Source organism: Serratia sp. K1WW1 (assembly GCF_055790865.1).
Genome location: NZ_CM147697.1, coordinates 2,322,922 through 2,346,589 on the forward strand (window position 1 = coordinate 2,322,922; position 23,668 = coordinate 2,346,589).

The following is a 23,668-nucleotide window of genomic DNA, read 5'->3' on the forward strand; positions in this document are numbered from 1 at the left end:
GTTGATAGCCCCAGCGCTTTTGGAAGTAAATCGGTGATTTCAACAAACTCGAATGCCTCCTTTCCCACAGGGAGAGGGAGTTGATAGCCCCAGCGCTTTTGGAAGTAAATCGGTGATTTCAACAAACTCGAATGCCTCCTTTCCCACAGGGAGAGGGAGTTGATAGCCCCAGCGCTTTTGGAAGTAAATCGGTGATTTCAACAAACTCGAATGCCTCCTTTCCCACAGGGAGAGGGAGTTGATAGCCCCAGCGCTTTTGGAAGTAAATCGGTGATTTCAACAAACTCGAATGCCTCCTTTCCCACAGGGAGAGGGAGTTGATAGCCCCAGTGCTTTTGGAAGTAAATCGATAATCTCAACAAACTCGAGTGCCTGTTTAGCCAAGGTGAGTCACTACTATTTTCCTCAAGTTTTCTCCATCGTGGCCGATAACCCAAACAGGCTGGATGGTAACGCCCGGCACAATTTTTGACCTCTGTGGGCCGCTGGCACCGCAGCATAAGGAACCTCTATGTCCAACAGTTTAATCAATACCGCGATGAGTGGCCTGAATGCGGCGCAGGTTGCGCTTAGCACCGTCAGTAATAACATTTCCAACTACAACGTGGCGGGCTATAACCGCCAGACCGCGATCCTGGCGCAGAACGGCGGCCTGGGCACCATGAACGGTTTTATCGGCAACGGAGCCACCGTGACAACGGTCAATCGCGAGTATAACCAGTTCATCATGACCCAGCTGCGCGGAGCGCAAAGCGAAGCTTCGGCCCAGAGCAGCTACTTCGAAAAAGTCTCCCAGATCGATAACCTGCTGGCGTCTAAAACCAACACCCTGGCATCGGGGATGGAAGATTTCTTCAAAAACCTGCAAAACGTCGTCAGCAATGCCGGGGATGACGCAGCCCGTCAGACCGTGTTAGGCAAGGCTAACGGCCTGGTGAATCAGTTCAACAATGCGGACAAGTATCTGCGCGATATGGATGCGGGCGTCAACCAGCAATTGAGCGATAGCGCCAACCAGATCAATACTTACAGCCAGCAAATCGCCCGCTTGAATAACGAAATCACCCAGGTGCGGGCCAGCAGCGGCGGCAGCGAGCCAAACGCCTTGCTGGATCAGCGCGATCAGTTGGTGACGGAGCTTAACAAGGTGGTCGGCGTTCAGGTCACCCAGCAGGACGGTGATGCCTATACCGTGACCTTCGCCAACGGGCTGACGCTGGTGCAGGGCAACTCCTCCTATCAGGTGACGGCGATGCCTTCCAGCAAAGACCCGTCCCGCCTGACGCTCGGTTACGATCGCGGCAATGGCGCTAACGAAATTCCGGAAAGCCAGATTGGCAGCGGCAGCGTCAGCGGCGTGCTGAAATTCCGCAGTGAATCACTGGATGGCGCACGTAACCAGTTGGGGCAACTGGCCCTGGCGCTGGCAGATAGCTTTAACCAGCAACATCGCGAAGGCTTTGATATCAACGGCGATCCGGGGGAGGATTTCTTCAGCTTCTCAGGTGGGCGTACGGTCAACAATACCAACAACACCGGCAATGCCTCGCTGTCGGTCTCCTTCACTGATACCAGCAAGGTCAAGGCCAGTGACTACCGCATGGAGTTTGACGGTGCCAACTGGCAGGTCACGCGCCTGTCCGACAACGTCAAAGTGCCTGCCACTGCAGGCACCGATGCGGATGGCAAACCGACGCTGAGCTTTGATGGCCTGCAGATCGGCGTGACGGGCAACGCGAAAAAGAACGACAGCTTTACCGTGAAGCCGGTTAGCGATGTGGCCGGTACCCTGAAGGTCGCCATCAGCGACTCGGCCAAGTTTGCTGCCGCAGGAACGGAAGATGGCGGTAAGGGCGATAACGACAACGTCAAGAAACTGCTCGATCTGCAAACCGCCAAAGTGGTGGATGGTAAAGCAACCTTGAGCGGCGCCTATGCCGGATTGGTCAGCAGCGTGGGTAACCAGACCGCCACCGCCAAGGTCAACGCCACCGCACAAACCAATATTGTGACCCAATTGCAAACCCAACAGCAGTCCATCTCCGGGGTTAACCTGGACGAAGAGTACGGCGAACTGCTGCGTTTCCAACAGTATTACATGGCCAATGCGCAGGTGATCCAGACCGCCAGCTCGTTGTTTGACGCCATACTGAATATTCGTTGATTTTACCGTTAACCGCAGCCGGTATGCCGGCTGTGGATGCCCTTAGTGAGGAACCCAACCCATGCGCATGAGCACCAGCATGATCTACCAGCAGAATCTGTCGGGGGTCACCAATAACCAGTCTCTGTGGATGCAGTCCGGGCAGCAGCTTTCCAGCGGCAAGCGCGTGCTTTACCCTTCGGACGATCCGTTAGCGGCGTCACAGGCGGTGATGATCTCGCAGTCGATGTCAGAAAACAGCCAGTACGCGCTGGCACGCACCTTTGCCCGTCAGAATATCTCGATGGAAGAAACCGTGTTGCGTAGCGCCGCCGACGGCATCAAGGACATGAAAACGCTGATCGTCAACGCCGGTGACGGCACGCTCAGCGACAATGACCGTGACTCTTTGGCCACCCAGTTGCAGGGGCTGAAAGATCAGCTACTCAGCCAGGCCAACAGCACCGACGGTAACGGCCGTTTTATTTTTGCCGGCTTTGCCAATGACAAAGCTCCGTTTGTCGAGCAGGGTGGCAAGGTGGTTTACCAGGGCAGCAGCTCGGCCATTGAGCAGAAAGTGGATGCCAACCGCACCATGACCGTGGGCCACACCGGCAGCTCGATATTTATGTCGCTGACCAGCAATATCAAACCCGAACCGGACGGCAGCCCTTCCGAAACAAACGTGTTCGAGAGCATCGACATGGCGTTGAAAGCGTTGAAGACCCCGCTGCAGGGGGCCGATGAGGCTACCCGTGAGCAGGTGACTGCGGCGCTCGATAAGGCAACCCGTGGCCTGGATAACAGCTATAACAACGTGCTGAGCACCAATGCGGTGCTAGGGACTCAGTTGCAAGAGTTGGACGTGCTGGACAGCATCGGCATCGAAAACAATACGGCTAACCAAAATCAGCTGAGCGCGCTGGTTGATGCGGATGTGGTGGAGGCGATCTCGTCTTACTACATGCAACAGGCGGCTTTGCAGGCGTCGTATAAGACCTTCAGCGATATGCAAGGTATGTCGTTATTCCAAATAAACCGCTAATACCCGTCGTCTTTCAAGCTGCAGCGTTGTTACCTGCACTATCTCACCCCAGTCACTTACTAAAAGTAAGCTCCTGGGGATGAGATAGTTTGTCGCCTAGCTGCAACTTGAAATCCATAGGGTATTAATTCTAGATAATATATATATTCATAGGGTAGGGTACAGCGCCCTATAACGTGGATATAGAGCGCAGCACCGTTTTACACAGCCTGATTTAACGGCGGGAAACGTCAGGATATTCAGGCTGGATAAGTTACCGTTATATTTTTTGTGCTACGTATTTAACGATGCGTTATTTTTTCTTTTTGGTTACGGTCCAGATTTTACCGCACTCGGATGGCGTGATCTGAATGCGATTGGTGACCCAGTGTGCCATGCCTAAGGCTCTGCGTGCTTTCCTGTTTTTCATCTTCATTCCATGCTCCTGGCCATGTTTAGGTAGATAAAGCGAGATAAATAAAATGCCGCAGCCCGCAGGCACGGTTATTTTATTTTTCGGATTGTTGGTTGTTTTCAATAAATCGCCAGCCAAATTAATGACTTTTTTACCGTATTGCTACGCTGAGAGATTTATTTAATGAGGCCATTCTAAGGCGGGTAATTTATTATTCAAGCCCGGGCAGATAATCGCCGCTAAATCTGGTTAATTTCGCTTTTTCAACTTTTTATCTCGGGAAATATCTTTCCCTGCTAGTTTGTCTCGCGGCTAACCTTAGCGTTAAGGGGACATACCGCCGATCACCGCCGCCAGCCGATCGAAAAACTCACCGAACAGGTGCTCGCAGAAGGGGGCCAGCATCGGCATCATCATGCCAAGGGTCAACATGCCGATGGTTAACGTGACCGGGAAACCGATCACAAACACCGAAAGCTGCGGGGTAACGCGGTTAAGCAGGCCAAGCGCCAGGTTCAGCGTCAGCAGCAGGCAGATCAGCGGCAGCGCCAACATCATACCGTTAATGAAGATCAGTGTTCCTGCCTGGGTCAGCGCCAGAAAACCGTTGCCGTTCAGCGGCCGTGCCTGGATCGGCAGGGTATGGAAGCTGTCTGCCAGCAGTGAGATCAGCCACAGGTGACCATCGAAGCTGAGGAACAATAACATCGCCAGTAGGTTCAGTAGGCGCGCCAGCAGTGGCGTATTGGGGCCGCCGGAGGGATCAAAGAAGGTGGCAAAGGACAGCCCCATCTGCATGCCGATCACCTCACCCGCCAGGCGCACCGCCGCAAAGGCGAACTGCATCGTCAAACCGATCGCCACGCCGATCAGGATCTGCTGCACGGCCAGCCACAGGCCGGTGACGGAAAACAGGGGGATATTGCTGGTGGGCAGCGTGGGAGCGATCAGCAAAACGATCAGGCCGCCCAGGCCGATTTTCACTCGCTTGGAGATCTGCTTTTCACTGAACAGCGGAGCGGTGCTAATCAGCGCCAGGACGCGCAGCAGAGGCCAGAAGAACTGGCTGAGCCAGACGCTAAGCTGGGCGCTGTCAAAGGTCAGCACGGTTAACCGATCAGGTTCGGCAGATTGCTGAACAGCATGCGCATATAGTCCAGCAACAGGTTGAGCATCCACGGCCCGGCGATAATCAGGGTGGCGACCACGGAGAGAATTTTAGGAATAAACGACAGCGTCATTTCGTTGATCTGCGTAGCGGCCTGCAACAGGCTGACGATCAGCCCACTGAACAGCGCGGCCAGCAGCAGCGGGGCGGCCAGCGCCAGGGCCACTTTCATCGCTTCCGTACCTAGCGCCATTACCGACTCTGGTGTCATCTTTATTCTCCAATAGGGGGGAGCTTTTTATCCCCTCACCCTGTGGGTGGGGGAAGTCACACCGATCTAGCTATAAAAACTCTGCGCCAGCGATCCCAACAGCAATTGCCAACCATCCACCAGCACAAACAACATCAGCTTGAACGGTAGCGAGATGGTCGCGGGCGGTACCATCATCATCCCCAGCGCCATCAGCACGCTGGCCACCACCAGGTCGATGATCAGGAACGGAATAAACACGGTAAAACCAATCTGGAAGGCGGTTTTCAGCTCACTGGTGACATAGGCGGGCAACAGAATGCGCATCGGGACGGCCTCTGGGCCTTCCAATGCAGGCAGGTTAGCCAGCCTGGCGTACAGGGCGAGATCGCTTTCCCGCGTCTGGCGTAGCATAAACTCGCGTAGCGGCTGCGAACCTTTATCGATCGCTACCTCCATGCTGATCTTGTCCTGGCTGAACGGCAGGTAGGCATCCTGATAAACCTTGTCGAACACCGGTGACATGATAAAGAAGGTCAAAAACAGCGTCAGCCCCAGCATCACCTGATTGGGCGGTGCCGACGGGGTGCCGAGGGCGTTACGCAGCAGCCCCAGCACGATGATGATGCGGGTGAAGCTGGTCATCATCAGCAGCATCGCTGGCAGGAAACTGAGTGAGGTGATCAGTACCAGCGTTTGCACCGGCAGCGTCCAGCTTTGGCCGCCGTTGGCCGTAGGTTGGCTAATCAGCCCCGGCAACTGTGCCAAAGCGGCAGGGCTGAGCAGTAGCAGGCCAGCGGCCAGCAGCGGGCCAAAAGCCCGGCGGTGGGAGAATGGATTCATGCCGATTTATCCGGGCGTTTTAATACGTTTTGCATCAGCTGGCGGAAATCTGCCGGTGATTTGTGATCGGTTGTTTCCTGTGCCGGTGGAGCGGGCAGGGTGTGCAACGGGGTGATTTGCTGAGCCGTAACGCCCAGCACCAGCCAGGTGTTATCCACTTCAACCACCACCACCCGTTCGCGTTGGCCAACCTGACAGCTGGCACGCAGGTTGAGCAATTTTTGATTGCCACGGGCCTGCGGGGCAAAGCCCAGCCGACGAAACAGCCAGCCAGCGAGCAGGATCAGCAGCAAAATAGCGCCGAGCGCGCTGCTGACCTGCATCAATACCGAGCCGGTGGGCAGCGCCGTACCGGCGGGCTGCTGAGTGCTTTGCGTCTGCACGCTGGCGTTGGGGTTCATCAGCGGCTCAGGCGGCGCATGCGCTCGGAAGGCGTGATGATATCGGTGATGCGTACGCCGAACTTGTCGCCGACCACCACCACTTCGCCTTGTGCAATCAGATAGCCGTTAATCAGGATATCCAACGGCTCACCGGCCAGACCATCCAGTGCCACCACCGAGCCTTGCGACAGGCGCAGTAACTCCTTGATGGTCATCTTGGTGCGGCCCAGCTCCACGGTCAGCTTGACCGGGATATCCAGGATCAGATCGATATCTTGCAGGCTACCCAACGCATCCTGAGCTTCCAGCGACTTGAATACGCCCTCGGTAGAGGCGGATTTTTCGGTCGCCTGTTGCTCGTTAAACGCATCAGCCCACAGATCGTCTACGGAGTCCTTCTCTTCGCCAGACGGTTGTTTAGGATCACTCATTGGGCCGTTCCTCACTCAGGGCATTCAAAATAGGGTTAATCAAATGTTCAACACGCAGGGCGTACTGCCCGTTCAAGGTGCCGTATTGGCTGGTCAAGACCGGGACGCCGTCAACATGGGCGATCAGGCGTTCTGGTTTATCGATCGGTAACACGTCGCCCGGCTGGAGTTTCAGCACCTTCGACAGGCGCATCGGGATATCGACAAAGTTGGCTATCAGTTCAAGTTCGGAGTGCTGAACCTGTTTCACCAGCGTTTCTCGCCACTGGCTGTCTTCCTGGCGGGAGTTCTCCACCGGTGGGTTAGTCAGCAACTCGCGCAGTGGCTCGATCATGGCGAATGGAATACAGATATTGAACTCACCGCTCAGCGCCCCGATCTCCACCTGGAACGGCGTGGTTACCACGATATCGTTGGGAGAGGTGGTGATATTGGTGAACTTGACCTGCATTTCGGCACGTACGTATTCCACGTCGATCTTGTAGATGGCGCTCCAGGCATCGCCGTAGGCGTCCAGCGCCAAGCGCAGCATGCGCTTGATCACCCGCTGTTCGGTTGGCGTAAATTCCCGGCCTTCGACCTTGGTAGGAAAACGGCCATCGCCACCGAACAGGTTATCCACGGCGATAAACACCAGGCTGGGGGCAAACACAAACAGCGCCGTGCCGCGCAATGGATTCAGGTGGACCAGGTTCAGGTTGGTCGGCACCGGCAGGTTGCGGGCAAACTCATGGTATGGCTGGATCTTGATCGCCCCGACGGTAATATCCGGGCTACGGCGCAACAGGTTAAACAGCCCCATGCGAAACTGACGGGCAAAACGCTCGTTAATGATCTCCAGCGCTTGCAGGCGCTCACGCACCACGCGGCGTTGGGTGGTGGGATCGTAAGGTTTGACCTCGCTTTCATGACCGATGACGGCGGCGGGTTCATCCCCCGCGCTGTCGCCATTGAGCAGTGCGTCGATCTCGGCCTGTGAAAGAATATTGTCGCCCATGGTTAATTACCGCAGTATGAAGGCAGTGAACAGCACATCGCTGACCACTTGCTTCGGTTGTCCCGTCACCAGCGGTGGGCTGAGCACGTCTTTAATCTGTGCCACCAGTTGCTGTTTCCCTTGCTCGTTGGCCAGTTGGCTTGCTTCCTGTCGTGAAAGCAGCATTAGCAGACGGCTACGCACTTCCGGCAGAAAATCGTTCAGCCGGCGGCGTGTTTCTTCATCTGGCAGGCGCAGCGTCAGGCCGATATATAGCACACGGTCCGGGTTGTTATCCGGCGTCACCAGATTGACGGTAAAGGTATCCAGCGGCATAAACACCGGTGCCGGAGGTGGCTGCTTTTTTTCCTCGGCGGCGGGTTGACCGTTTTTATGCTGCTGCATCAACCACCAGCTATAGCCTGCGGCACCACATGCGCCCAAGGCGATCAGTACCAGCAGGATCACCAGTAATGGGCGTTTTTTTGTTGCTGCTGTTGGAAGAGAGTTCTGAGACATTACTAAGCCAAATCCTGTTCTCTGCGTGCAGATAGGCAGCACGCAATACATGTAATTCCATTATCCCGCTTATTCATGGCTGCAATAGCCAGAATAGGCGGGGAAAAGCGTGCCAGCTTGAGCGTTTGCACGCCGTCAGGCGAAAATATCAACGCCGTCGACCGAACGGGCCATCGCCTGCAGCGCTGCTGGGGCGCTCAGGGCTTCAACGCCGGTTTCGGCGCTGCCGTGTTGTTCACGGTAAGAAGGCTGCCCGCCTTGGTGAGAGGCCTGCTGCTGTGACTGTTGCGGCTGCGGCAGTGACTCACCGCCAACGCTGCTCTGGCCAAGGTTGATGCCACTTTCCGCCAGCGCATGGCGTAGATGGGGCAGCGCGGCTTCCACCGCCGCACGAACCTGGCCGTGTGCCGAGGCGATATGCAACTGGGCCTGGTTATCGTCGAGCTTCAGCGTGATTTGCAAGGCACCCAGTTCCTGCGGATGCAGGCGTAATTCGGCGCTCTGCTGGCCGTTGCGGTGGAACATCAGCACCTGCTGACTTAGCGCCTGTTGCCATTCAGGGCTGCCGAGTTGAGCGTTCAACTGTGGCGTTGCCGGTGCGCTCACCGTCGCGCTGACGGGTTGGCTGGCTATCACCGGGCTGGAAACTGGCGCAGGGGCCGCGTGCTGTGGCGTTGCAGAAGATTGCGCCGATTCAACTGCCAGTTTCAGTGGGGTGGTGCCGCTATCCTGATTGTTATCGGCCTGAGAAGACAGTACTGACGCCGCGTCACTTTTGGTGGCCAAGGCGGATTTATCGTCTGCGTTCAGCTGTGATTTTGACGTTGGCAGGCCAGCAGTGGATAACGCTGGTTTTTCGCTCAGGGGGGCTAACAGTGATGCGGCTCCCGTCAGCGTCGCTTCGTCCCCACTTGGCTCAGCGGCGGTTGCGACCCCATTCCCCGGTAACGGCTGTACTACGGCGGCAGGCAGCATGGCAAACAGGGCCTGCAAGCTGGCCGCATCCAAAGTATCTACAGAGTGCAACGGCTGTTCGTCATCGCGCTTGGTTAACCGGGTTTGGCTATCGCCTGCCGCATCCAGTTCCTGCGGAGCGGCCAGCAACCGGCCACGATCGCTCAACGAGGTCAGCAGTTGGTTAAGCTGCTGGCGGCTGAGGGTTGAGATTTGTGGATCTTCGGCCAGTAGCTGGGCCACGTTCGGCTTACCTTTCAGTTGACCGTCCGGCATGAAACGCTCGCCGAGCAGTTGAGCAAAGCTGGCAGACAGTCCGGCATCATCCAACGACAGCGCGGTAAGGCCAGTCTCCGTGCCATCAGCTGTCGCGGGCAAGCCAGAGAGAACGTTGAGGTTCATGGGTTTAGATTCCTTTGTGAACTGCGTTGAGCGAACTCATCCATCAGTTTTTGATCACGCTTGTTTTCCAGCATCAGCTCGGCGCTGAGGGCACGGGTGTTGAGCGTTTCAAAAGCGTTCAGCCGCTGCTGTTTGTCCTGCCACTGTTTGACCGCCCGCTCTACCTTCTCGCTCCACTGCAGCAACTGCTGGCGATGCTGGCTGATGGCCTGCTCGAGCGTGCCGATAAACTGCTGGTAGTTTTGCCAACTGGCGGAACCCATGCCGCTAGACAGGGTGTTGTTCAGCTTTTGCCGATACTCATCCTGGTAGTTGAGCAGCATGGCAAGCTGTTGCTCCGCCGCCTGTTGCGCCTGACGTGCCTGGCCGAGGTGCTGTGCGGCCTGTTCTACGGCATCCTGCGCCAGATCGCGCAGGATAATCAGCGGTGACTGTGGTTTCATGGTGCTCAGGCTCCGTGGTTAAACAATCAGTTGCTGCAACTGCTGGCAGGCATCGTCGTAGCCGCTACGTTCGAAAATGCCCTGTTGCAGATAGGCTTCCATCTGCGGATACAGCGTCATGGCCTTGTCCAGCAGCGGATCGCTGCCTGCGGCGTAGGCTCCTACACTGATCAGATCGCGGTTACGTTGGTAACTGGCCAGCATCTGTTTGAAGTTGCGTACCCGCCGGTAATGCTCCTCGTCGATCAGCGAGGTCATGGCACGGCTGATCGACGCTTCAATATCGATGGCGGGGTAGTGGCCCGCTTCCGCCAGGCGCCGGGAGAGCACCACATGGCCATCGAGGATGGCGCGTGCCGAATCGGCAATCGGGTCTTGCTGGTCATCACCTTCGGTCAACACGGTATAAAACGCGGTGATGGAGCCGCCACCGCTGATGCCGTTACCGGCACGCTCTACCAGCGCGGGTAGTTTGGCGAATACCGAAGGCGGATAGCCTTTGGTAGCCGGGGGTTCACCGATTGCCAGGGCGATTTCACGTTGCGCCATGGCGTAACGGGTCAGGGAATCCATAATCAGCAGCACGTGTTGGCCACGATCGCGGAAATCTTCGGCGATGCGGGTGGCATAGGCGGCGCCTTGCATGCGCAGCAGCGGGGAAACGTCTGCCGGTGCAGCGATCACCACCGAACGCGCTCTTCCCTCGGTGCCGAGGATGTTTTCGATAAAGTCTTTCACTTCGCGGCCACGTTCGCCGATCAGCCCGACGACGATCACGTCGGCCTGGGTGTAACGCGCCATCATGCCGAGCAGCACGCTTTTACCTACGCCAGAACCGGCGAACAGGCCCATGCGCTGGCCGCGGCCCACGGTGAGCAGCCCGTTAATGGTACGCACGCCCACGTCGAGTACCTGTTCGATCGGGGTGCGCTGCAACGGGTTGAACGGGGCGGTGATCAGCGGCGCGCGGTAGCCGGTATCGGGTGCTGGCAGACCATCGAGCGGTTTGGCACCGCCATCGAGCACCCGGCCAAGCAATGCCGGGCCAAGGGGTAACTGTTTGCTGGCGCTTTGCCCTTCGGGGGAGACGCGTGCATAGACTCGGGCGCCGGGCACGATGCCGTCAACCTCTTCCAGCGGCATCAGGAACAGCCGCTGGCCGTTAAAACCGACCACCTCGCTTTCTACCTCCTGCACCACACCGCTGTCATGGCGTTCGATCAGGCAGGTGGCCCCCAGCGGTAACTGCAAACCGGTGGCTTCCAGTACCAGCCCGGTAGCTCGCGTCAGACGGCCATAGCGGCGCACCGCGGGCGCACGGGCGATGCGTTTTTCCAGACTGTCCAGCGAGTTCAGCCAACGGCCGAGACGAACGGTCATTACAGCTCTCCCGGTGCGGCCAGACGGCACAGTTCATGCCAGCGGGTGGCCAGGCTGGCATCCAGATCGCCTTCTTCTGCGCTGACCTTGCAGCCGCCTGGGTGTAATTGTCCGTCGGCCAGCAGCCGCCAGCCGTGCAGGCTGAGGGTCATGCCAAGCTGCTGATCTACCCGTTCGTAATCATCCGGGTGTACGCGCAACTGAGGTTTGCCGCTGAACATTGGTTCTTGTTGGATCAACTGTTGGATCTGGCCGAGCAGGGCGGTGCCGTCGCACACCGGCGCCTGGCCGATGACCTGTTTGGCCGCCGTCAGGGCCAACTGCATCAGGCGCGAGGCAATCACGCTGTCGAGCGCGTCCAGCGTGTGCTGGAACTCGGTGACCAACTGCTGCCAATGTTCCGTGATCGGTTGCTGCTGCTGTTGGCCCGCCAGAATGCCTTGCTGACGGCCTTCCTCCAGCCCGGCCTGGAAACCGGCGTCATAGCCTTTCTGCTGGCCCTCGGCAAAGCCTTGTTGCTGACCTTGCTGTTGGGCCTGCAAACGCAGCATCTCCAGCCGTTGCTGTTCGTTGATGCTGTCGTCCTGTGGGATGATGATCACCTCAGGTGGGCTTTCGGGTTCCAGCACCGGTTTGGGATCCGCCAGATCGTTAAGCGACCAGGGCTGCCAGGGCAGGGTGTTGAGGCGATCAGACATAGGTGTCCTCGCCACCACCGATGATCATTTCGCCTGTTTCTGCCAGGCGACGTACCACCAACAGGATAGCCTTCTGTTCGTTTTCCACCTGAGACATGCGCACCGGGCCACGGTTGGCCAGATCGTCGCGCAGGATATCGGCGGCACGTTGCGACATGTTCTTGAGGAACTTCTCGCGCAGTGGCTGTTCGGCCCCTTTCAAGGCGATCAACAGGGATTCGCTTTCCACGTCCTGCAACAGGCGCTGGATGCTGCGATCGTCCACTTCGACCAGGTTTTCGAACAGGAACATTTCGTCGATGATCTTCTGCGCCAGCTCGCCGTCGTAGTCGCGCATGGCACCGATAACCGCCTCTTCCTGCTGGGTTTTCATCAGGTTGATAATCTCGGCGGCGGTACGGACGCCACCCATTTTGCTGCGCTTGAGGTTCTGGCCGTCCAGCAGATTGTTCAGCACTTCGGTCAGCTCTGCCAGGGCGTCTGGCTGTACACCGCCGAAGGTGGCGATACGCAGCATCACGTCGTTGCGCAGGCGCTCCTCGAACTGTGCCAGGATGTCCGCCGCCTGGCCGCGCTTGAGGTGAACCAGGATGGTGGCAATGATCTGCGGGTGTTCGTCGCGGATCAGATCGGCCGCGCTCTGCGGCTCCATAAAGTTGAGCGTTTCCATGCCGGAGGTGTCTTCGCGTGATTCGAGAATATCCTCCAGCAGGCTGCTGGCACGTTCTTCACCCAAGGCTTTAACCAGCACCGAGCGCAGGTAGTCGCTGGCATTGACGCTCAGCGCGGCATACTGTTCGGCATCGTCTTCAAACTCTCTGAGGACCTCCCCCAACTGTTTGTGGGACACCTGGCGCATACTGGCCATGGTGCCACTCAACTGCTGCACTTCCCGTGACGAGAGGTGCTTGAAGACTTCGGCGGCGCGATCTTCACCCAGCGTCATCAGCAGGATGGCGCTCTTTTCGGTACCTGTCAGGCTCATAGTTCGTTACTCATCCATTGACGGATCACCAGGGCCACCACGCGTGGATCTTTATCTGCCAGTTCGCGGATCCGCTGGCCCTGGACTTCAGCATTGACGCGCTGCTGTGATTTCTTATGCAGCGCCTGCTCTTCATGACTTGGCTTGTTCACCTCAGCCGGGCGAATGGCTGGCGTATTGGCAGCGGCCACAGCAGCTTGTTGCGCCACCTGACGGCTTTGCAGCTGCGGACGAACCAGCTTGCGCCACAAAATCCAGGCCACCAGCAGCACCAGCAAATAGCGGCCTGCGTTGAACAACTGATCGATAAACGACTGTGACTGCCAGAAAGGCAACTCGCCGCCGGTCTGCTCTACATCGTTGAACTGAGTGTTGACCACATTAAGCGTATCGCCACGGCTGCTGGAGTAACCCATCGCTTCACGGACCAGCGATTCCACCTGGGCCAACTGCTCTTTGCTCATCGGCTGCGGTTTGCCGTCTTTATCGGTCCCCAGGGTGTTGAGCACCACGGCAACCGACAGGCGTTCCACGGTTCCAGCCTTGTGCTGGGTATGGCGAATGGTGCGATCCACCTCGTAGTTGGTGGTTTCATCACGGCGACTGTTTTGCGCTACGTTACCGCTAGCCCCGGTACGCGTGCTGTTATTGGCATTGTTTGCCGTGGCAGGCGTATTAGTATTGCCCGCAGCCGAAGTTTTTGGTGTTTCTATCGGTGCAGTCGGTGCTGCACTCGGCTGGTTGGAAAGGGCACCCGGTACGCCGCCGATCTGTTGCCCGCCGTTCTGTTCACTCTGGCTGAGCTGTCTGGAGCGTATCGCAGATTTATCCGGCTGCTGGTTGGGCTGGTACTGTTCGTCGGTTTGCTCGCGGGTGGAGAAATCGATTTGTGCCGTTACCTGTGCACGCACGTTCGCGCTGCCGACAATCGGTGCCAGAATGGCTTCAATACGGCGCTGATAGCGGTTCTCAACCTCATTGGCGTACTTCAACTGTGCGGCATTGAGATCGCGCCCGGTGCCGTCGGATTGGGTCAGCAGGCGGCCAGCCTGATCGACCACCGTGACGTTGCCCGGCGGCAAACCGGCCACGCTGCTGGACACCATATACACCACGGCATTGATCTGGCCGTCGTCCAACGTGCGGCCAGGTTGCAGCGTGAGCGTCACGGAAGCAGAGGGGTTCTTTTGTTCGCGTACAAACAGCGAAGGCTTAGGCAGTGCCAGATGCACACGGGCATTCTGTACCGGCCCCAGGGATTCGATAGTGCGTGACAGTTCGCCTTCCAGCGCGCGCTGGTAGTTGATCTGTTCGCTGAACTGGCTGATGCCGAATTTTTCCTGATCCAGCAGCTCAAAGCCGACGGCACCTCCCTTGGGCAGCCCCTGTTGCGCCAGACGCAGGCGGGTTTCATGCACCTTTTCCGCCGGGATCATCAATGCCGATCCGTTCTCGGTAAAGCGATAGGGGATGTTCATCTGCGTGAGTTGCGTGACGATAGCGCCGCCGTCGCGATCGTTGAGATTGCTGTACAGCACGCGGTAATCCGGGCTTTTGGCCCATAGCATCAGCGCAACCACGATGGCGATCGCCGCCGAGGCCGCGATCAGCAGTGGAATTTTAGGGTTGGCACGCAGGCGATTCCATAGGGCCAGCAGGCCGTTATCACGGCTTTCACCATTCATGCTGGTACCCACTCTGGTGGGTTCGAGGTATGGCTAGCGTTGTTGTGTGATGACAAAACAGACTCCCTGAATACACAGTTCTTTACGGCCTAACAAAAGCGCCCCCATTTTTGGGCATGCCATTATTTGCTCTTGGGGCCAATTTCGATGGCCCGATAAACCGGTGTTTTTGCAGTTAATTAGCCGCTTTAGCCGGAAAACACTGTGGTAGGGTGTGCAGCATCGGGATCATGCAGGCGAATGAAGGCGCGGTTTTCCCGCCGTCTTTCAGGCCGCCGTTTGAAATCCATAGGGTATGAATGAAGTGACGAGGGCATGATGGCAATTCAGGGTATTGAAGGAGTGTTACAGCAGTTGCAAGCCACGGCGGTGCAGGCCGGAGCGCTGCGACAAAACGATCCGGTGCAGGGAGCCAGCTTTGCCAATGAGTTAAAGGCGGCTCTCGGTAAGATCAGCGAGACTCAACAAACTGCACGCCAGCAAGCACAGAATTTTGAATTGGGTGTGCCGGGTATCAGTTTGAACGACGTGATGGTCGATCTGCAAAAATCTTCAGTTTCTTTGCAACTGGGAGTGCAGGTGCGTAATAAACTGGTTGCGGCTTATCAAGACGTGATGAATATGGCGGTGTAGTGGTAAATACAGGGCGGCTATAACGCACAACAGATAATCTGTTCTGTATTGGCGTAAGCCCCCCTAATGTGATTTTCTATGGTTTTCGACCCATTTGCCCAATCAATAAATCATGGCGAGCCGGTGTCTTGAGCGTCGGCGGTGTTTTTTATGGGCAACACCAATCTTTTTACTATCAATAACTTTGGCGTGTTTCTTAAAGGAAAAAAGGCATAAAACAGTCAGCGATGCTACCAAATACTCCATTATCTTATCCTCCTTGAAATTGGTTAATTAAGCTAATATTTGTAGTTATTGTCCTAAATGTCAATTAACCGGGATATAAATTAGATTTATCCTTATATCGACCAGGATCTATCTTATATTTTTAAATGGAGTCGTTGTCTGTCGCTTGTCGCTCACGTAAAAAGTATTGGCTGGCGGTGGGGCGATTGAGTCTCATTCAAGCACTGGCAGAGAGATGCGAACTGTGTAACTTTAAGAAATATCTCTGTTTTATTGAACGACCTAATTCCTGTTGTGCGGTGGTTGTTATTTTTTCGACCGTGCTTTGGAGTATGCTGATGTCGTTATGGATAAGGTGAACGATACACAGCTTTGGCAAGAATGTTATTTTTTCCAGGAAATAATCGCGCTAATAGTATTTATTCGGGAAAGGTGATGAGCACTAAAAGTGAAGTAAGATGGCGTTTTTTCAGCATTGTCATGTTAATTGTGTTGGCCGTATTGACCTATGTGTTAGTTAAACTCAACTGATGTAAGGGCCACTCAGGGTGGCCTTAGTCACATCCTTAGCCTGCCGTTGTTAAATCCAGCATCTATTCCTCTACCGTATTTAGCCATGGATATGCCGGAGGCTGCGCGGCGGTGGGCTGCATAATTCGCTGATGCCCACGGATGGCGGTAGGTGCGAAGCCGAATCGTTTACGAAAACGTTCGGCAAAACGAGAAGAACTCTCATAGCTCACATATTGTGCAATGGCGGAAATCGGCCAGTCTGTGGCCTGCAATAACAGCAGCGCGCGGCTCATACGTACGTCGATCATCAGGCTGCGCAAGGCGCTATTCTCTGCCGACAGTTTACGCCGCAGCACCACCTCGCTCATCATCAGATGTTCAGCCACTTCGGCGGCGGTCCAAATCCGTTGCGGATCGCTTGCCAGCAAGCGGCGCACCTGCTGGGTCAGATTATTGGCTTCCTGATGCGTGAAGCGGATCCCAAGGTGTGCCAACCACAGTAGGATTTCGCACATTTTATGGCGGATAATCATCTGCGGAAAACGATCGTGCAGCGTCAGTGCCAGCGCCGCGGTTTCAAAACTGTGCAAGAACGGGCAGGGCAGCTTCGTCAGCGTAGTGACGCCGGTGAAAGGGATAGGCGGCGCGATAGGCGTATTGGCTACCGTATCAAACAGCAAGGGATCGCAAATCAGCAGTTGGCAACTGAATATTCCGCTGTCTGAAAGGCTATTAATCACGTCGGCGGTTAGCCCACCTTCTACGATCAACAGCTCCCCAGCGCGAGCTACCACCTCCCGTTGCTGCCACCGTATACGTGTTTGCCCTTGCTGGATCAAAAACAGATGCGTCTGCTCAAAATAGAGCGACGGAAGTCGCAGTTCAGTATGCTGAATGATGTGTGCTGAGGCACCGATCCCAGAACAAAAATTAATTAAGCGTTCCATCAATATTCATTTCATCGTTATTATCTACGAATATCTTTACGCTTTGCTGGGGGATGGAGCAACATTTTTTCGCCTGTTGCCGATCACAACTCGGTAATTTACTTGTCAAGAATCAGTTTCCTGTTGAACAGAAAACGTCCGTGTCGGGATAAGTGTTATCCATTAAATCGGCAATAGTGCCAGCGGTTTGCATTTTCATGCATTACCTGCCATACGAATTATTCAAATCTCATGCGTTTATATTATGGTGCATCGGGATAATAATAGTGTTTTATCCTATTAATTACTTGGGATAGACGGTAAAACATAAGATTTATCTTGGTTGCGGCTCACCAAGCAGCAAAGCGCGGTCATGGAATTGACCGTAGGTGCTGTTGACCACGCTCTGGCGGGTAGACTGCCCGATCAAAACCGTTAACTCGTCCATGCGTAGCTGCATTAGTCGCTTCAGTTCGGTTTCGTTTTTGAGGATTTGCTGCAATTTACCGCGTAAAATATCCTGCAAGCTCGACGATGGCTCAGGGATACCCGCCAGTTGGGCGGTTTTTTCTACCGCCTGGACATAGATCATCTCCATGTCAATCAGCGCATCCCACTGGCCAGCCTGCGCCAGGGTGATCATCTGCTCGCTCAGGGTGTGGATCTGTTGATAGGCCGATAGCAGTTGTTGGTGGTGTTCCATTATACGCCGTCCTGAACGGGTTGATAATTGGGGCCAATTTGGCGCCAGGCGTCGGCAATGTTCTCCAGCAGCCCGCTGACTTCGTCAAGGGCCGCGACATCATTGTGCAGGTTGGCCTGCATCAGACGGCGTTTCATATAGTCATATAAGGCTGCGAGATTATCGGCGATCTCCCCTCCCTGTTCATGATTGAGGCCATTTTTTAGCCCGTTATCAATGATATTAATGGCTTTTGAGATCGCCAGCCCCTTGCCGGCGATATTCCCCTGTTCCATCAGGATGCGTGCACGAAGCAGGGCGCTGAGCGCCCCGTCGAATAGCATCACGATGAGCTGGTGCGGGCTGGCACCCATCACGCCACTTTCTACACTAACCTGGGCGTAAGCCTGGGTTCCGCTGCGGTTGTACATGCTATTTTTACCTGGTTAACGCGCCTATTTAGACGTGAACTGTTGGGTTAAATAATTACTGGTACCATTTAGCTTCGACATCATGGTATCCAACTGAACAAATTGCTGTTTGTAACGATCGATGGAGCTTTGAATGCTTTCGGTCACGCGGGTGATTTGGGTATTCAAACGGTCGAGGTTGGTATTGATACTCTTGGTCGAGTTCTCAATCACGCCACCGGCCTTGATATAGTTTTGGATCTCATTGTGGATTTCCGTTGCCATACCGCTCTCCTTGCCATCACCAGCGAAGAAATTGGCCACCTGATCGGGTTTTTCATCGATCGCTTTTTTCAACTTTTCGCTGTCTAATTCCAGTTTGCCGGTTTTGGTATTGGTGGTAATACCCAGGTTACCCAGGCCCTTCAGCTCCGGGTTGTCCTGTGCGGCGCTCAGCGCGCTCTTGATTGAGGATTGGATGCCGCGCAGCGTGTTGTCGCCCAGCAATGCCCCGTTTTTGGCGCTCTGTTCTTCGCCACTCTTCACCGGGGTGTATTTGGTCAGGGAATTAAAGGTATCCAATAGCGAGTTATAGCTATCAACCCAAGCCTTGACCTTGTCCGAGGTGCCGCTTTTATCGGCGGTGACCACCAGGTTCTGCGGTTCGCCCGGTTTGGTGATGGTTTTCAGATCCAGCGTCACCCCCTGCAGGGCATCGGCGATCGAGTTGGTGCTGCGCTTGATGGTGGTGCCGTTAATGGTCAGTTCAGCATCCTGGCCTTTGACCGTTTCCTTCATCGCGTTGCTGGTGCTGGTAGGATCATAATTTAAGATCGCCCCCAGTTTATCGTCATTGTTAACCTGCACCTTGACCGTATTGTTTTCGCCGGTGGTGGAGGAGCTAATGGCCAACTGATAGTCGTTGTCGCCCACGCGCATGATGGTGGCGTTCACCCCTGCCTTGGCGCCGTTAATCGCATCGCGCATTTCCAGCAGTGAGGTTTGATCGTCACCTAGCGGGATTTTGACCTCTTTGGGTGGGTTGCCGGCGGTGATTGAAATCGAACGATCGCTGGCGCCGCTAGTGCCCAGTTTCTCCGCTTGATCTTTAATATCGGCCTTTGTCGTCAAGGTTTGCGGCTGTGCCAGGTGCAGCACCTCGACGCTGTAGTTACCCGGGACCGATTTGGCGGTGGTCGTCACGTTAAACTGATCGTGAGTGGTGGCGGTCGTATTGTTAAAGAATTCTGGCTTGGCCAAATCCTTGCTCAGGTTATCAAATTTTTCCAGCGAGCTTTTCAGCGTGCCGTAGGCGGTCAGCTTGGCGTTATAGCTGGTTTGCTGGGTAGTATAAGGTGTCAGACGTTGTTGTTCCGCCTTGCTCAGCTTGTCCAGCAAGCCGTTGAGGTCCAGCCCTGAGCCGATGCCTAATGAACTAATCGATGCCATTCGTGATTCTCCTATGGTCAATGACTTTTACGCTCTATGCGTTATCGGCTCAGTATTGAAAAAGTTTACGGATAAATAGAAAAAACGATGGCGCAGTAGAAGAGGGAAAAACAGCGTTATTCGCGCCATTGGCGAAAAGTGAAAAAAACGGAAAAAAAATCTAAAGGTTGTGGGGGGAGCGCCGATACCTGAGGAGACGGTGGTTGACGCCGTGGACCAACAAGGTCCGAACCCTTTAATTGTGAATGCGAACGTCGCAACTGATTCGTAAGGAAAGCAAATTATGGCACAAGTAATTAATACCAACAGCCTGTCGTTGATGGCGCAGAACAACCTGAACAAATCTCAGTCTTCTCTGGGGACCGCTATAGAGCGTCTGTCTTCCGGTCTGCGTATCAACAGCGCGAAGGATGATGCTGCGGGTCAGGCGATCTCTAACCGTTTCACCGCTAACATCAAGGGCCTGACTCAGGCTTCCCGTAACGCTAACGACGGTATCTCTCTGGCGCAGACCACTGAAGGCGCACTGAACGAAGTCAACGACAACCTGCAGAACATCCGTCGTCTGACCGTGCAGTCTCAGAACGGTTCTAACTCATCCAGCGACCTGCAGTCAATCCAGGACGAAATCACCCAGCGTCTGAACGAAATCAATCGTATTTCAGAGCAGACCGATTTCAACGGCGTGAAAGTGCTGAGCGGCGACCAAAAACTGACCATTCAAGTTGGTGCCAACGATGGTGAAACCATCGATATCGATCTGAAAAATATCAATGCCAGCACTTTGGGCCTGGATAAATTCAGCGTAGCGAATGGAATTGATGTTAGTAAGATCGACGGTGACACCACTGAAGTTGCAACCGGTAAAATGCTTAACTTGGACCTGAATGGTACCGCAGTTCCAGGTGGTGACACTTTCGATCACTTTGTTAAAGATGATAGCGGTGATATCTACGCAACAACGGCTACTGGTGATAAGACCTTTAAAGCTACGGTGGGTGCAGACGGAAAAGTTACTGCTTTGGCCGCTGATTCAGGTGCTGTCAGCACGTTGACAAATGCAAAAACAGTATCTCAGACTGCTGAGAAAGTCACTGCTACTGGTGATACCACTGGCTTGAAATCTTACGATGGCGGTAAGTCTTACATCATCCAGGAAGGCACTGGTACAGATGCTAAGTATTTTAAAGCGACTGCCGATAGCAACGGTAAAGTCACCAAAGGTGCAGAAATGAGCACCGAACCGAAAACCACCGATCCACTGGCAGTACTGGACAAAGCTCTGTCACAAGTTGATGGCCTGCGTTCTTCCCTGGGTGCGGTACAGAACCGTTTCGATTCTGTTATCAACAACCTGAACAGCACCGTGAACAACCTGTCTGCTTCCCAGTCTCGTATTCAGGATGCTGACTACGCGACCGAAGTGTCCAACATGAGCCGTGCCAACATCCTGCAACAGGCTGGCACCTCTGTTCTGGCCCAGGCTAACCAGTCTACCCAGAACGTACTGACCCTGCTGCGTTAATCGACTCTTTCAGATTAGCCTGTCATCCAAACCCTGCTTCGGCAGGGTTTTTTTGTCTTCCGCTGCCGTCTGGCTTTTTACATGGCACAAATAAAGCCCGTTTTGTGCGGCTGTTCAGACGATTGGTATTGCGCCTGCTACGGATAATAGCCATGACTCCGTTATCCGCAGGTTAGACATAGTGAGCGATCTGTATACCGCCGAAGGCGTCATGGACAAAAATTCTCTCTGGTTGCGCTACGTTCCTCTAGTGCGCCACGAGGCGTTACGCCTGCAGGTTCGGCTGCCCGCCAGCGTGGAACTGGACGATCTGCTGCAAGCAGGGGGGATCGGGCTGTTGAACGCCGTTGAGCGTTACGATGCCCTGCAAGGAACGGCCTTCACGACCTATGCCGTGCAGCGTATTCGCGGTGCGATGCTCGACGAGTTACGTAGCCGCGACTGGGTGCCGCGCAGCGTGCGCCGCAACGCTCGGGAAGTGGCGCGCATGATGCAGCAGTTGGAACAGCGGCTTGGCCGCCCGGCCAGCGAAATGGAGGTGGCACAGGGGTTGGATGTCTCGCTGGACGAGTATCGCCAGATCCTGTTGGACACCAATAATAGCCAGCTATTTTCTTACGACGAATGGCAGGAAGAGCATGGCGACAGCGCCGAACCGGTGCTGGAAGGTCATGAAGCTGCCAATCCGTTGCATCAACTGTTGGAAGGCAATCTGCGCCAGCGGGTGATCGATGCCATCGAGGCGCTGCCGGAACGCGAAAAACTGGTGCTGACGTTGTATTACCAGGAGGAGTTGAATCTGAAGGAAATTGGCGCAGTGCTTGATGTGGGTGAGTCGCGAGTCAGCCAGTTGCACAGCCAGGCAATTAAACGCCTGCGGGCACGTCTGGCCCAGGACAGCTGAACCCCAAAGCCTGCCTCCCTAACCAACCTGATTACTGCCGCAATAAATGGACTGCAAATGATGCCAGGAAAACAGTTGAAGAAACGGCCACTCAGCCGCTACCTGAAAGATTATAAACACAGCCAAACCCATTGCTCCCAGTGCGAGAAGGTGCTCGACCGCATGGCGCTGGTGTTCCGTGGCAAGATCATCAATAAGGAAGCCATCGCCCGGATGGATCAGCCGATTGACGATCTGGTCTGGCAAAACGTGCAAAGCGAGTTGACCGCGCTATGCCGGTTTTGTAGTGAAATCTCCTGTAATAGTCACCCCAGCTACTTCGACATCATGGCGTTTAAACAGTATCTGTTTGAACAGACCGAGATGAACCACAGCACCATCCGCGAATATGTCGTACGCCTGCGACGCCTGGATGAAATGCTGGTGGCACACAACTATCCTGCCGATCAGTTTGCCAGCGCGTTCAACCATCAGCGTATTATTGACGATCTGCCACCGGCGGCGAGCGATAACTACCGCATTGCGCTGCGTAAATACGACCAGTACCTGGCCTGGCAAAAAAGTTATTGAGCGACCTGACCCGGTCGGTTGGCCGGGTTATCCCGCAGACTTCCCCACGAATAAAGAGTGATTATTCAGAGCACATCTGATAAATCTATCACTCAAACACCGTTATTTTATTCCCTGGGGGAAGTTGTGGATCTGCAACAGCAACTGGCGCAATTCCCGCGCCTGGATTTGGTTGGCTCTGCCACGCCGCTCGAAAAGTTATCCCGCCTTTCAGACTACCTTGGCCGCGAAATTTACATCAAACGTGACGATGTCACACCGATGGCGATGGGTGGCAACAAGCTGAGAAAGCTGGAGTTTTTGGCCGCCGACGCGGTACGCCAAGGGGCCGATACCCTGGTTACCGCCGGTGCCATTCAATCCAACCACGTTCGTCAGACCGCCGCCGTAGCGGCCAAGCTCGGCCTGCAATGCGTTGCGCTGTTGGAAAACCCCATCGATACCAAAGCGGAAAACTACCTCAGTAACGGTAATCGTCTGCTGCTCGATCTGTTCAATGTTGAAGTGGTGATGTGCGATGCCTTGCACGATCCGCAGGTACAACTGGCAGATCTGGCCACACGTTTGGAAGCCCAGGGTTTCCGCCCTTATGTCATCCCCGTAGGTGGTTCCAATGCGCTCGGCTCATTGGGCTATGTACAGTGTGCGCTGGAAATTGCTGCGCAAAGCCATGGCGTCGCCTTCAGTTCGATCGTGGTGGCATCCGGCAGTGCCGGGACTCACGCCGGTCTGGCGGTGGGGCTACAGCAACTGCTGCCGGAGAGCGAACTGATTGGCGTGACCGTTTCCCGCAAGGTGATCGATCAGTTACCGAAGGTTGAACAGTTGCAAAAAGCGGTCGCCTGTTCGCTGGATATTGACGAGTTGGCCCCCATAACCCTGTGGGATGACTATTTTGCCCCGCAGTACGGTATGCCGAATGACGAAGGTATGGCGGCGGTGAAGCTGTTGGCGCAGCAGGAAGGTGTGCTGCTGGACCCGGTCTATACTGGTAAGGCGATGGCGGGGTTGATTGATGGCATCAGCCAGAAACGTTTTCGCGATGAAGGTCCGATCCTGTTTGTGCACACCGGTGGGGCACCGGCGCTGTTCGCCTATCACCCGCAGGTCTGATGCCGAGCACAGTTGTTATTCCATTTAGAACTATAGTTATTAGGTTATATTCCTTTATGAAGTGTTTATGACTGTTAAA

25 protein-coding genes are annotated in these 23,668 nt (G+C 55.1%); 7 read left to right on the top strand and 18 right to left on the bottom strand.

The features are described 5' to 3' along the window. The first annotated feature begins 511 nt into the window (after positions 1-511). Positions 512-2,164: a flagellar hook-associated protein FlgK gene (gene flgK / locus ACX9GU_RS10480; RefSeq protein WP_179250861.1), complete on the top strand. Its 1,653-nt coding sequence runs from the start codon at positions 512-514 to the stop codon at positions 2,162-2,164. Positions 2,165-2,225: 61 nt separating this feature from the next. Continuing rightward, positions 2,226-3,188 carry a flagellar hook-associated protein FlgL gene (gene flgL, locus ACX9GU_RS10485; RefSeq protein WP_473194710.1) on the top strand — a complete coding sequence of 321 codons (963 nt, stop codon included), beginning with the start codon at positions 2,226-2,228 and terminating at the stop codon, positions 3,186-3,188. A gap of 292 nt (positions 3,189-3,480) precedes the next feature. Here the strand turns inward: flgL and sra are convergent, their stop codons facing one another. From sra to fliF, 14 genes are all read right to left on the bottom strand, one after another. Then, positions 3,481-3,705 carry a stationary-phase-induced ribosome-associated protein gene (sra, locus tag ACX9GU_RS10490; RefSeq protein ID WP_473194711.1) on the bottom strand — a complete coding sequence of 75 codons (225 nt, stop codon included), beginning with the start codon at positions 3,703-3,705 and terminating at the stop codon, positions 3,481-3,483. A 201-nt stretch (positions 3,706-3,906) separates the two neighbouring features. Then, positions 3,907-4,689 (bottom strand): flagellar biosynthetic protein FliR, encoded by a 783-nt coding sequence (gene fliR / locus ACX9GU_RS10495; protein WP_179246498.1) that lies wholly within the window; start codon positions 4,687-4,689, stop codon positions 3,907-3,909. Positions 4,690-4,691: 2 nt separating this feature from the next. After that, positions 4,692-4,961: a flagellar biosynthesis protein FliQ gene (gene fliQ / locus ACX9GU_RS10500; protein WP_025121519.1), complete on the bottom strand. Its 270-nt coding sequence runs from the start codon at positions 4,959-4,961 to the stop codon at positions 4,692-4,694. A 66-nt stretch (positions 4,962-5,027) separates the two neighbouring features. Continuing rightward, positions 5,028-5,783: a flagellar type III secretion system pore protein FliP gene (gene fliP / locus ACX9GU_RS10505; RefSeq protein WP_473194712.1), complete on the bottom strand. Its 756-nt coding sequence runs from the start codon at positions 5,781-5,783 to the stop codon at positions 5,028-5,030. Next, positions 5,780-6,184 carry a flagellar biosynthetic protein FliO gene (gene fliO, locus ACX9GU_RS10510; RefSeq protein ID WP_473194713.1) on the bottom strand — a complete coding sequence of 135 codons (405 nt, stop codon included), beginning with the start codon at positions 6,182-6,184 and terminating at the stop codon, positions 5,780-5,782. The genes fliP and fliO overlap by 4 nt, the downstream gene beginning before the upstream one ends. After that, complete coding sequence (gene fliN / locus ACX9GU_RS10515; RefSeq protein ID WP_021180953.1) at positions 6,184-6,597, bottom strand: flagellar motor switch protein FliN; 414 nt, start codon at positions 6,595-6,597, stop codon at positions 6,184-6,186. Before fliN ends, fliO begins: the two co-directional genes overlap by 1 nt. Then, entirely contained in the window at positions 6,590-7,594 is a 1,005-nt protein-coding gene (gene fliM, locus ACX9GU_RS10520) for a flagellar motor switch protein FliM (RefSeq protein ID WP_021180954.1), read from the bottom strand. The genes fliN and fliM overlap by 8 nt, the downstream gene beginning before the upstream one ends. Before the next feature lie 6 nt (positions 7,595-7,600). Continuing rightward, entirely contained in the window at positions 7,601-8,092 is a 492-nt protein-coding gene (gene fliL, locus ACX9GU_RS10525; protein WP_473194714.1) for a flagellar basal body-associated protein FliL, read from the bottom strand. A gap of 135 nt (positions 8,093-8,227) precedes the next feature. Then, the gene (locus ACX9GU_RS10530) at positions 8,228-9,448 is read right to left on the bottom strand and encodes a flagellar hook-length control protein FliK (RefSeq protein WP_473194715.1); all 1,221 of its coding nucleotides are present in this window, start codon (positions 9,446-9,448) and stop codon (positions 8,228-8,230) included. Then, the gene (gene fliJ, locus ACX9GU_RS10535; RefSeq protein ID WP_021180957.1) at positions 9,445-9,891 is read right to left on the bottom strand and encodes a flagellar export protein FliJ; all 447 of its coding nucleotides are present in this window, start codon (positions 9,889-9,891) and stop codon (positions 9,445-9,447) included. The genes ACX9GU_RS10530 and fliJ overlap by 4 nt, the downstream gene beginning before the upstream one ends. An 18-nt stretch (positions 9,892-9,909) precedes the next feature. Then, positions 9,910-11,271, bottom strand: coding sequence for a flagellar protein export ATPase FliI (gene fliI, locus ACX9GU_RS10540; RefSeq protein ID WP_021805706.1), 1,362 nt, complete (start codon positions 11,269-11,271; stop codon positions 9,910-9,912). Further along, positions 11,271-11,969: a flagellar assembly protein FliH gene (gene fliH / locus ACX9GU_RS10545; RefSeq protein ID WP_473194716.1), complete on the bottom strand. Its 699-nt coding sequence runs from the start codon at positions 11,967-11,969 to the stop codon at positions 11,271-11,273. The genes fliI and fliH overlap by 1 nt, the downstream gene beginning before the upstream one ends. Next, positions 11,962-12,954 (bottom strand): flagellar motor switch protein FliG, encoded by a 993-nt coding sequence (gene fliG, locus ACX9GU_RS10550; RefSeq protein WP_021180960.1) that lies wholly within the window; start codon positions 12,952-12,954, stop codon positions 11,962-11,964. Before fliG ends, fliH begins: the two co-directional genes overlap by 8 nt. Further along, positions 12,951-14,639: a flagellar basal-body MS-ring/collar protein FliF gene (fliF, locus tag ACX9GU_RS10555; protein WP_473194717.1), complete on the bottom strand. Its 1,689-nt coding sequence runs from the start codon at positions 14,637-14,639 to the stop codon at positions 12,951-12,953. The genes fliG and fliF overlap by 4 nt, the downstream gene beginning before the upstream one ends. 318 nt (positions 14,640-14,957) lie before the next feature. On the opposite strand from fliF, the gene fliE reads away from it, so the two are divergent. Further along, positions 14,958-15,272 (top strand): flagellar hook-basal body complex protein FliE, encoded by a 315-nt coding sequence (gene fliE, locus ACX9GU_RS10560; RefSeq protein ID WP_473195156.1) that lies wholly within the window; start codon positions 14,958-14,960, stop codon positions 15,270-15,272. 818 nt (positions 15,273-16,090) lie between these two features. Here the strand turns inward: fliE and ACX9GU_RS10565 are convergent. From ACX9GU_RS10565 to fliD, 4 genes are all read right to left on the bottom strand, one after another. Further along, positions 16,091-16,957: a helix-turn-helix transcriptional regulator gene (locus ACX9GU_RS10565; protein ID WP_473194718.1), complete on the bottom strand. Its 867-nt coding sequence runs from the start codon at positions 16,955-16,957 to the stop codon at positions 16,091-16,093. A 313-nt stretch (positions 16,958-17,270) separates the two neighbouring features. Further along, positions 17,271-17,639 (bottom strand): flagella biosynthesis regulatory protein FliT, encoded by a 369-nt coding sequence (gene fliT, locus ACX9GU_RS10570; protein WP_473194719.1) that lies wholly within the window; start codon positions 17,637-17,639, stop codon positions 17,271-17,273. Next, entirely contained in the window at positions 17,639-18,049 is a 411-nt protein-coding gene (fliS, locus tag ACX9GU_RS10575) for a flagellar export chaperone FliS (protein WP_325983064.1), read from the bottom strand. Before fliS ends, fliT begins: the two co-directional genes overlap by 1 nt. Before the next feature lie 24 nt (positions 18,050-18,073). After that, the gene (gene fliD / locus ACX9GU_RS10580; protein ID WP_473194720.1) at positions 18,074-19,477 is read right to left on the bottom strand and encodes a flagellar filament capping protein FliD; all 1,404 of its coding nucleotides are present in this window, start codon (positions 19,475-19,477) and stop codon (positions 18,074-18,076) included. A 283-nt stretch (positions 19,478-19,760) separates the two neighbouring features. Here fliD and ACX9GU_RS10585 point away from each other — a divergent pair, with 283 nt between their 5' ends. The 4 genes from ACX9GU_RS10585 (at position 19,761) to ACX9GU_RS10600 (ending at position 23,589) form a co-directional block, all read left to right on the top strand. After that, on the top strand, positions 19,761-21,002 hold the full coding sequence (locus ACX9GU_RS10585; protein WP_473194721.1) for a FliC/FljB family flagellin: 1,242 nt from the start codon (positions 19,761-19,763) through the stop codon (positions 21,000-21,002). 181 nt (positions 21,003-21,183) lie between these two features. Continuing rightward, positions 21,184-21,906, top strand: coding sequence for an RNA polymerase sigma factor FliA (locus tag ACX9GU_RS10590; RefSeq protein WP_473194722.1), 723 nt, complete (start codon positions 21,184-21,186; stop codon positions 21,904-21,906). A gap of 60 nt (positions 21,907-21,966) precedes the next feature. Beyond that, complete coding sequence (fliZ, locus tag ACX9GU_RS10595) at positions 21,967-22,476, top strand: flagella biosynthesis regulatory protein FliZ (protein WP_065684264.1); 510 nt, start codon at positions 21,967-21,969, stop codon at positions 22,474-22,476. 126 nt (positions 22,477-22,602) lie between these two features. After that, positions 22,603-23,589 carry a D-cysteine desulfhydrase gene (locus ACX9GU_RS10600; protein ID WP_473194723.1) on the top strand — a complete coding sequence of 329 codons (987 nt, stop codon included), beginning with the start codon at positions 22,603-22,605 and terminating at the stop codon, positions 23,587-23,589. Positions 23,590-23,668 lie beyond the last annotated feature (79 nt).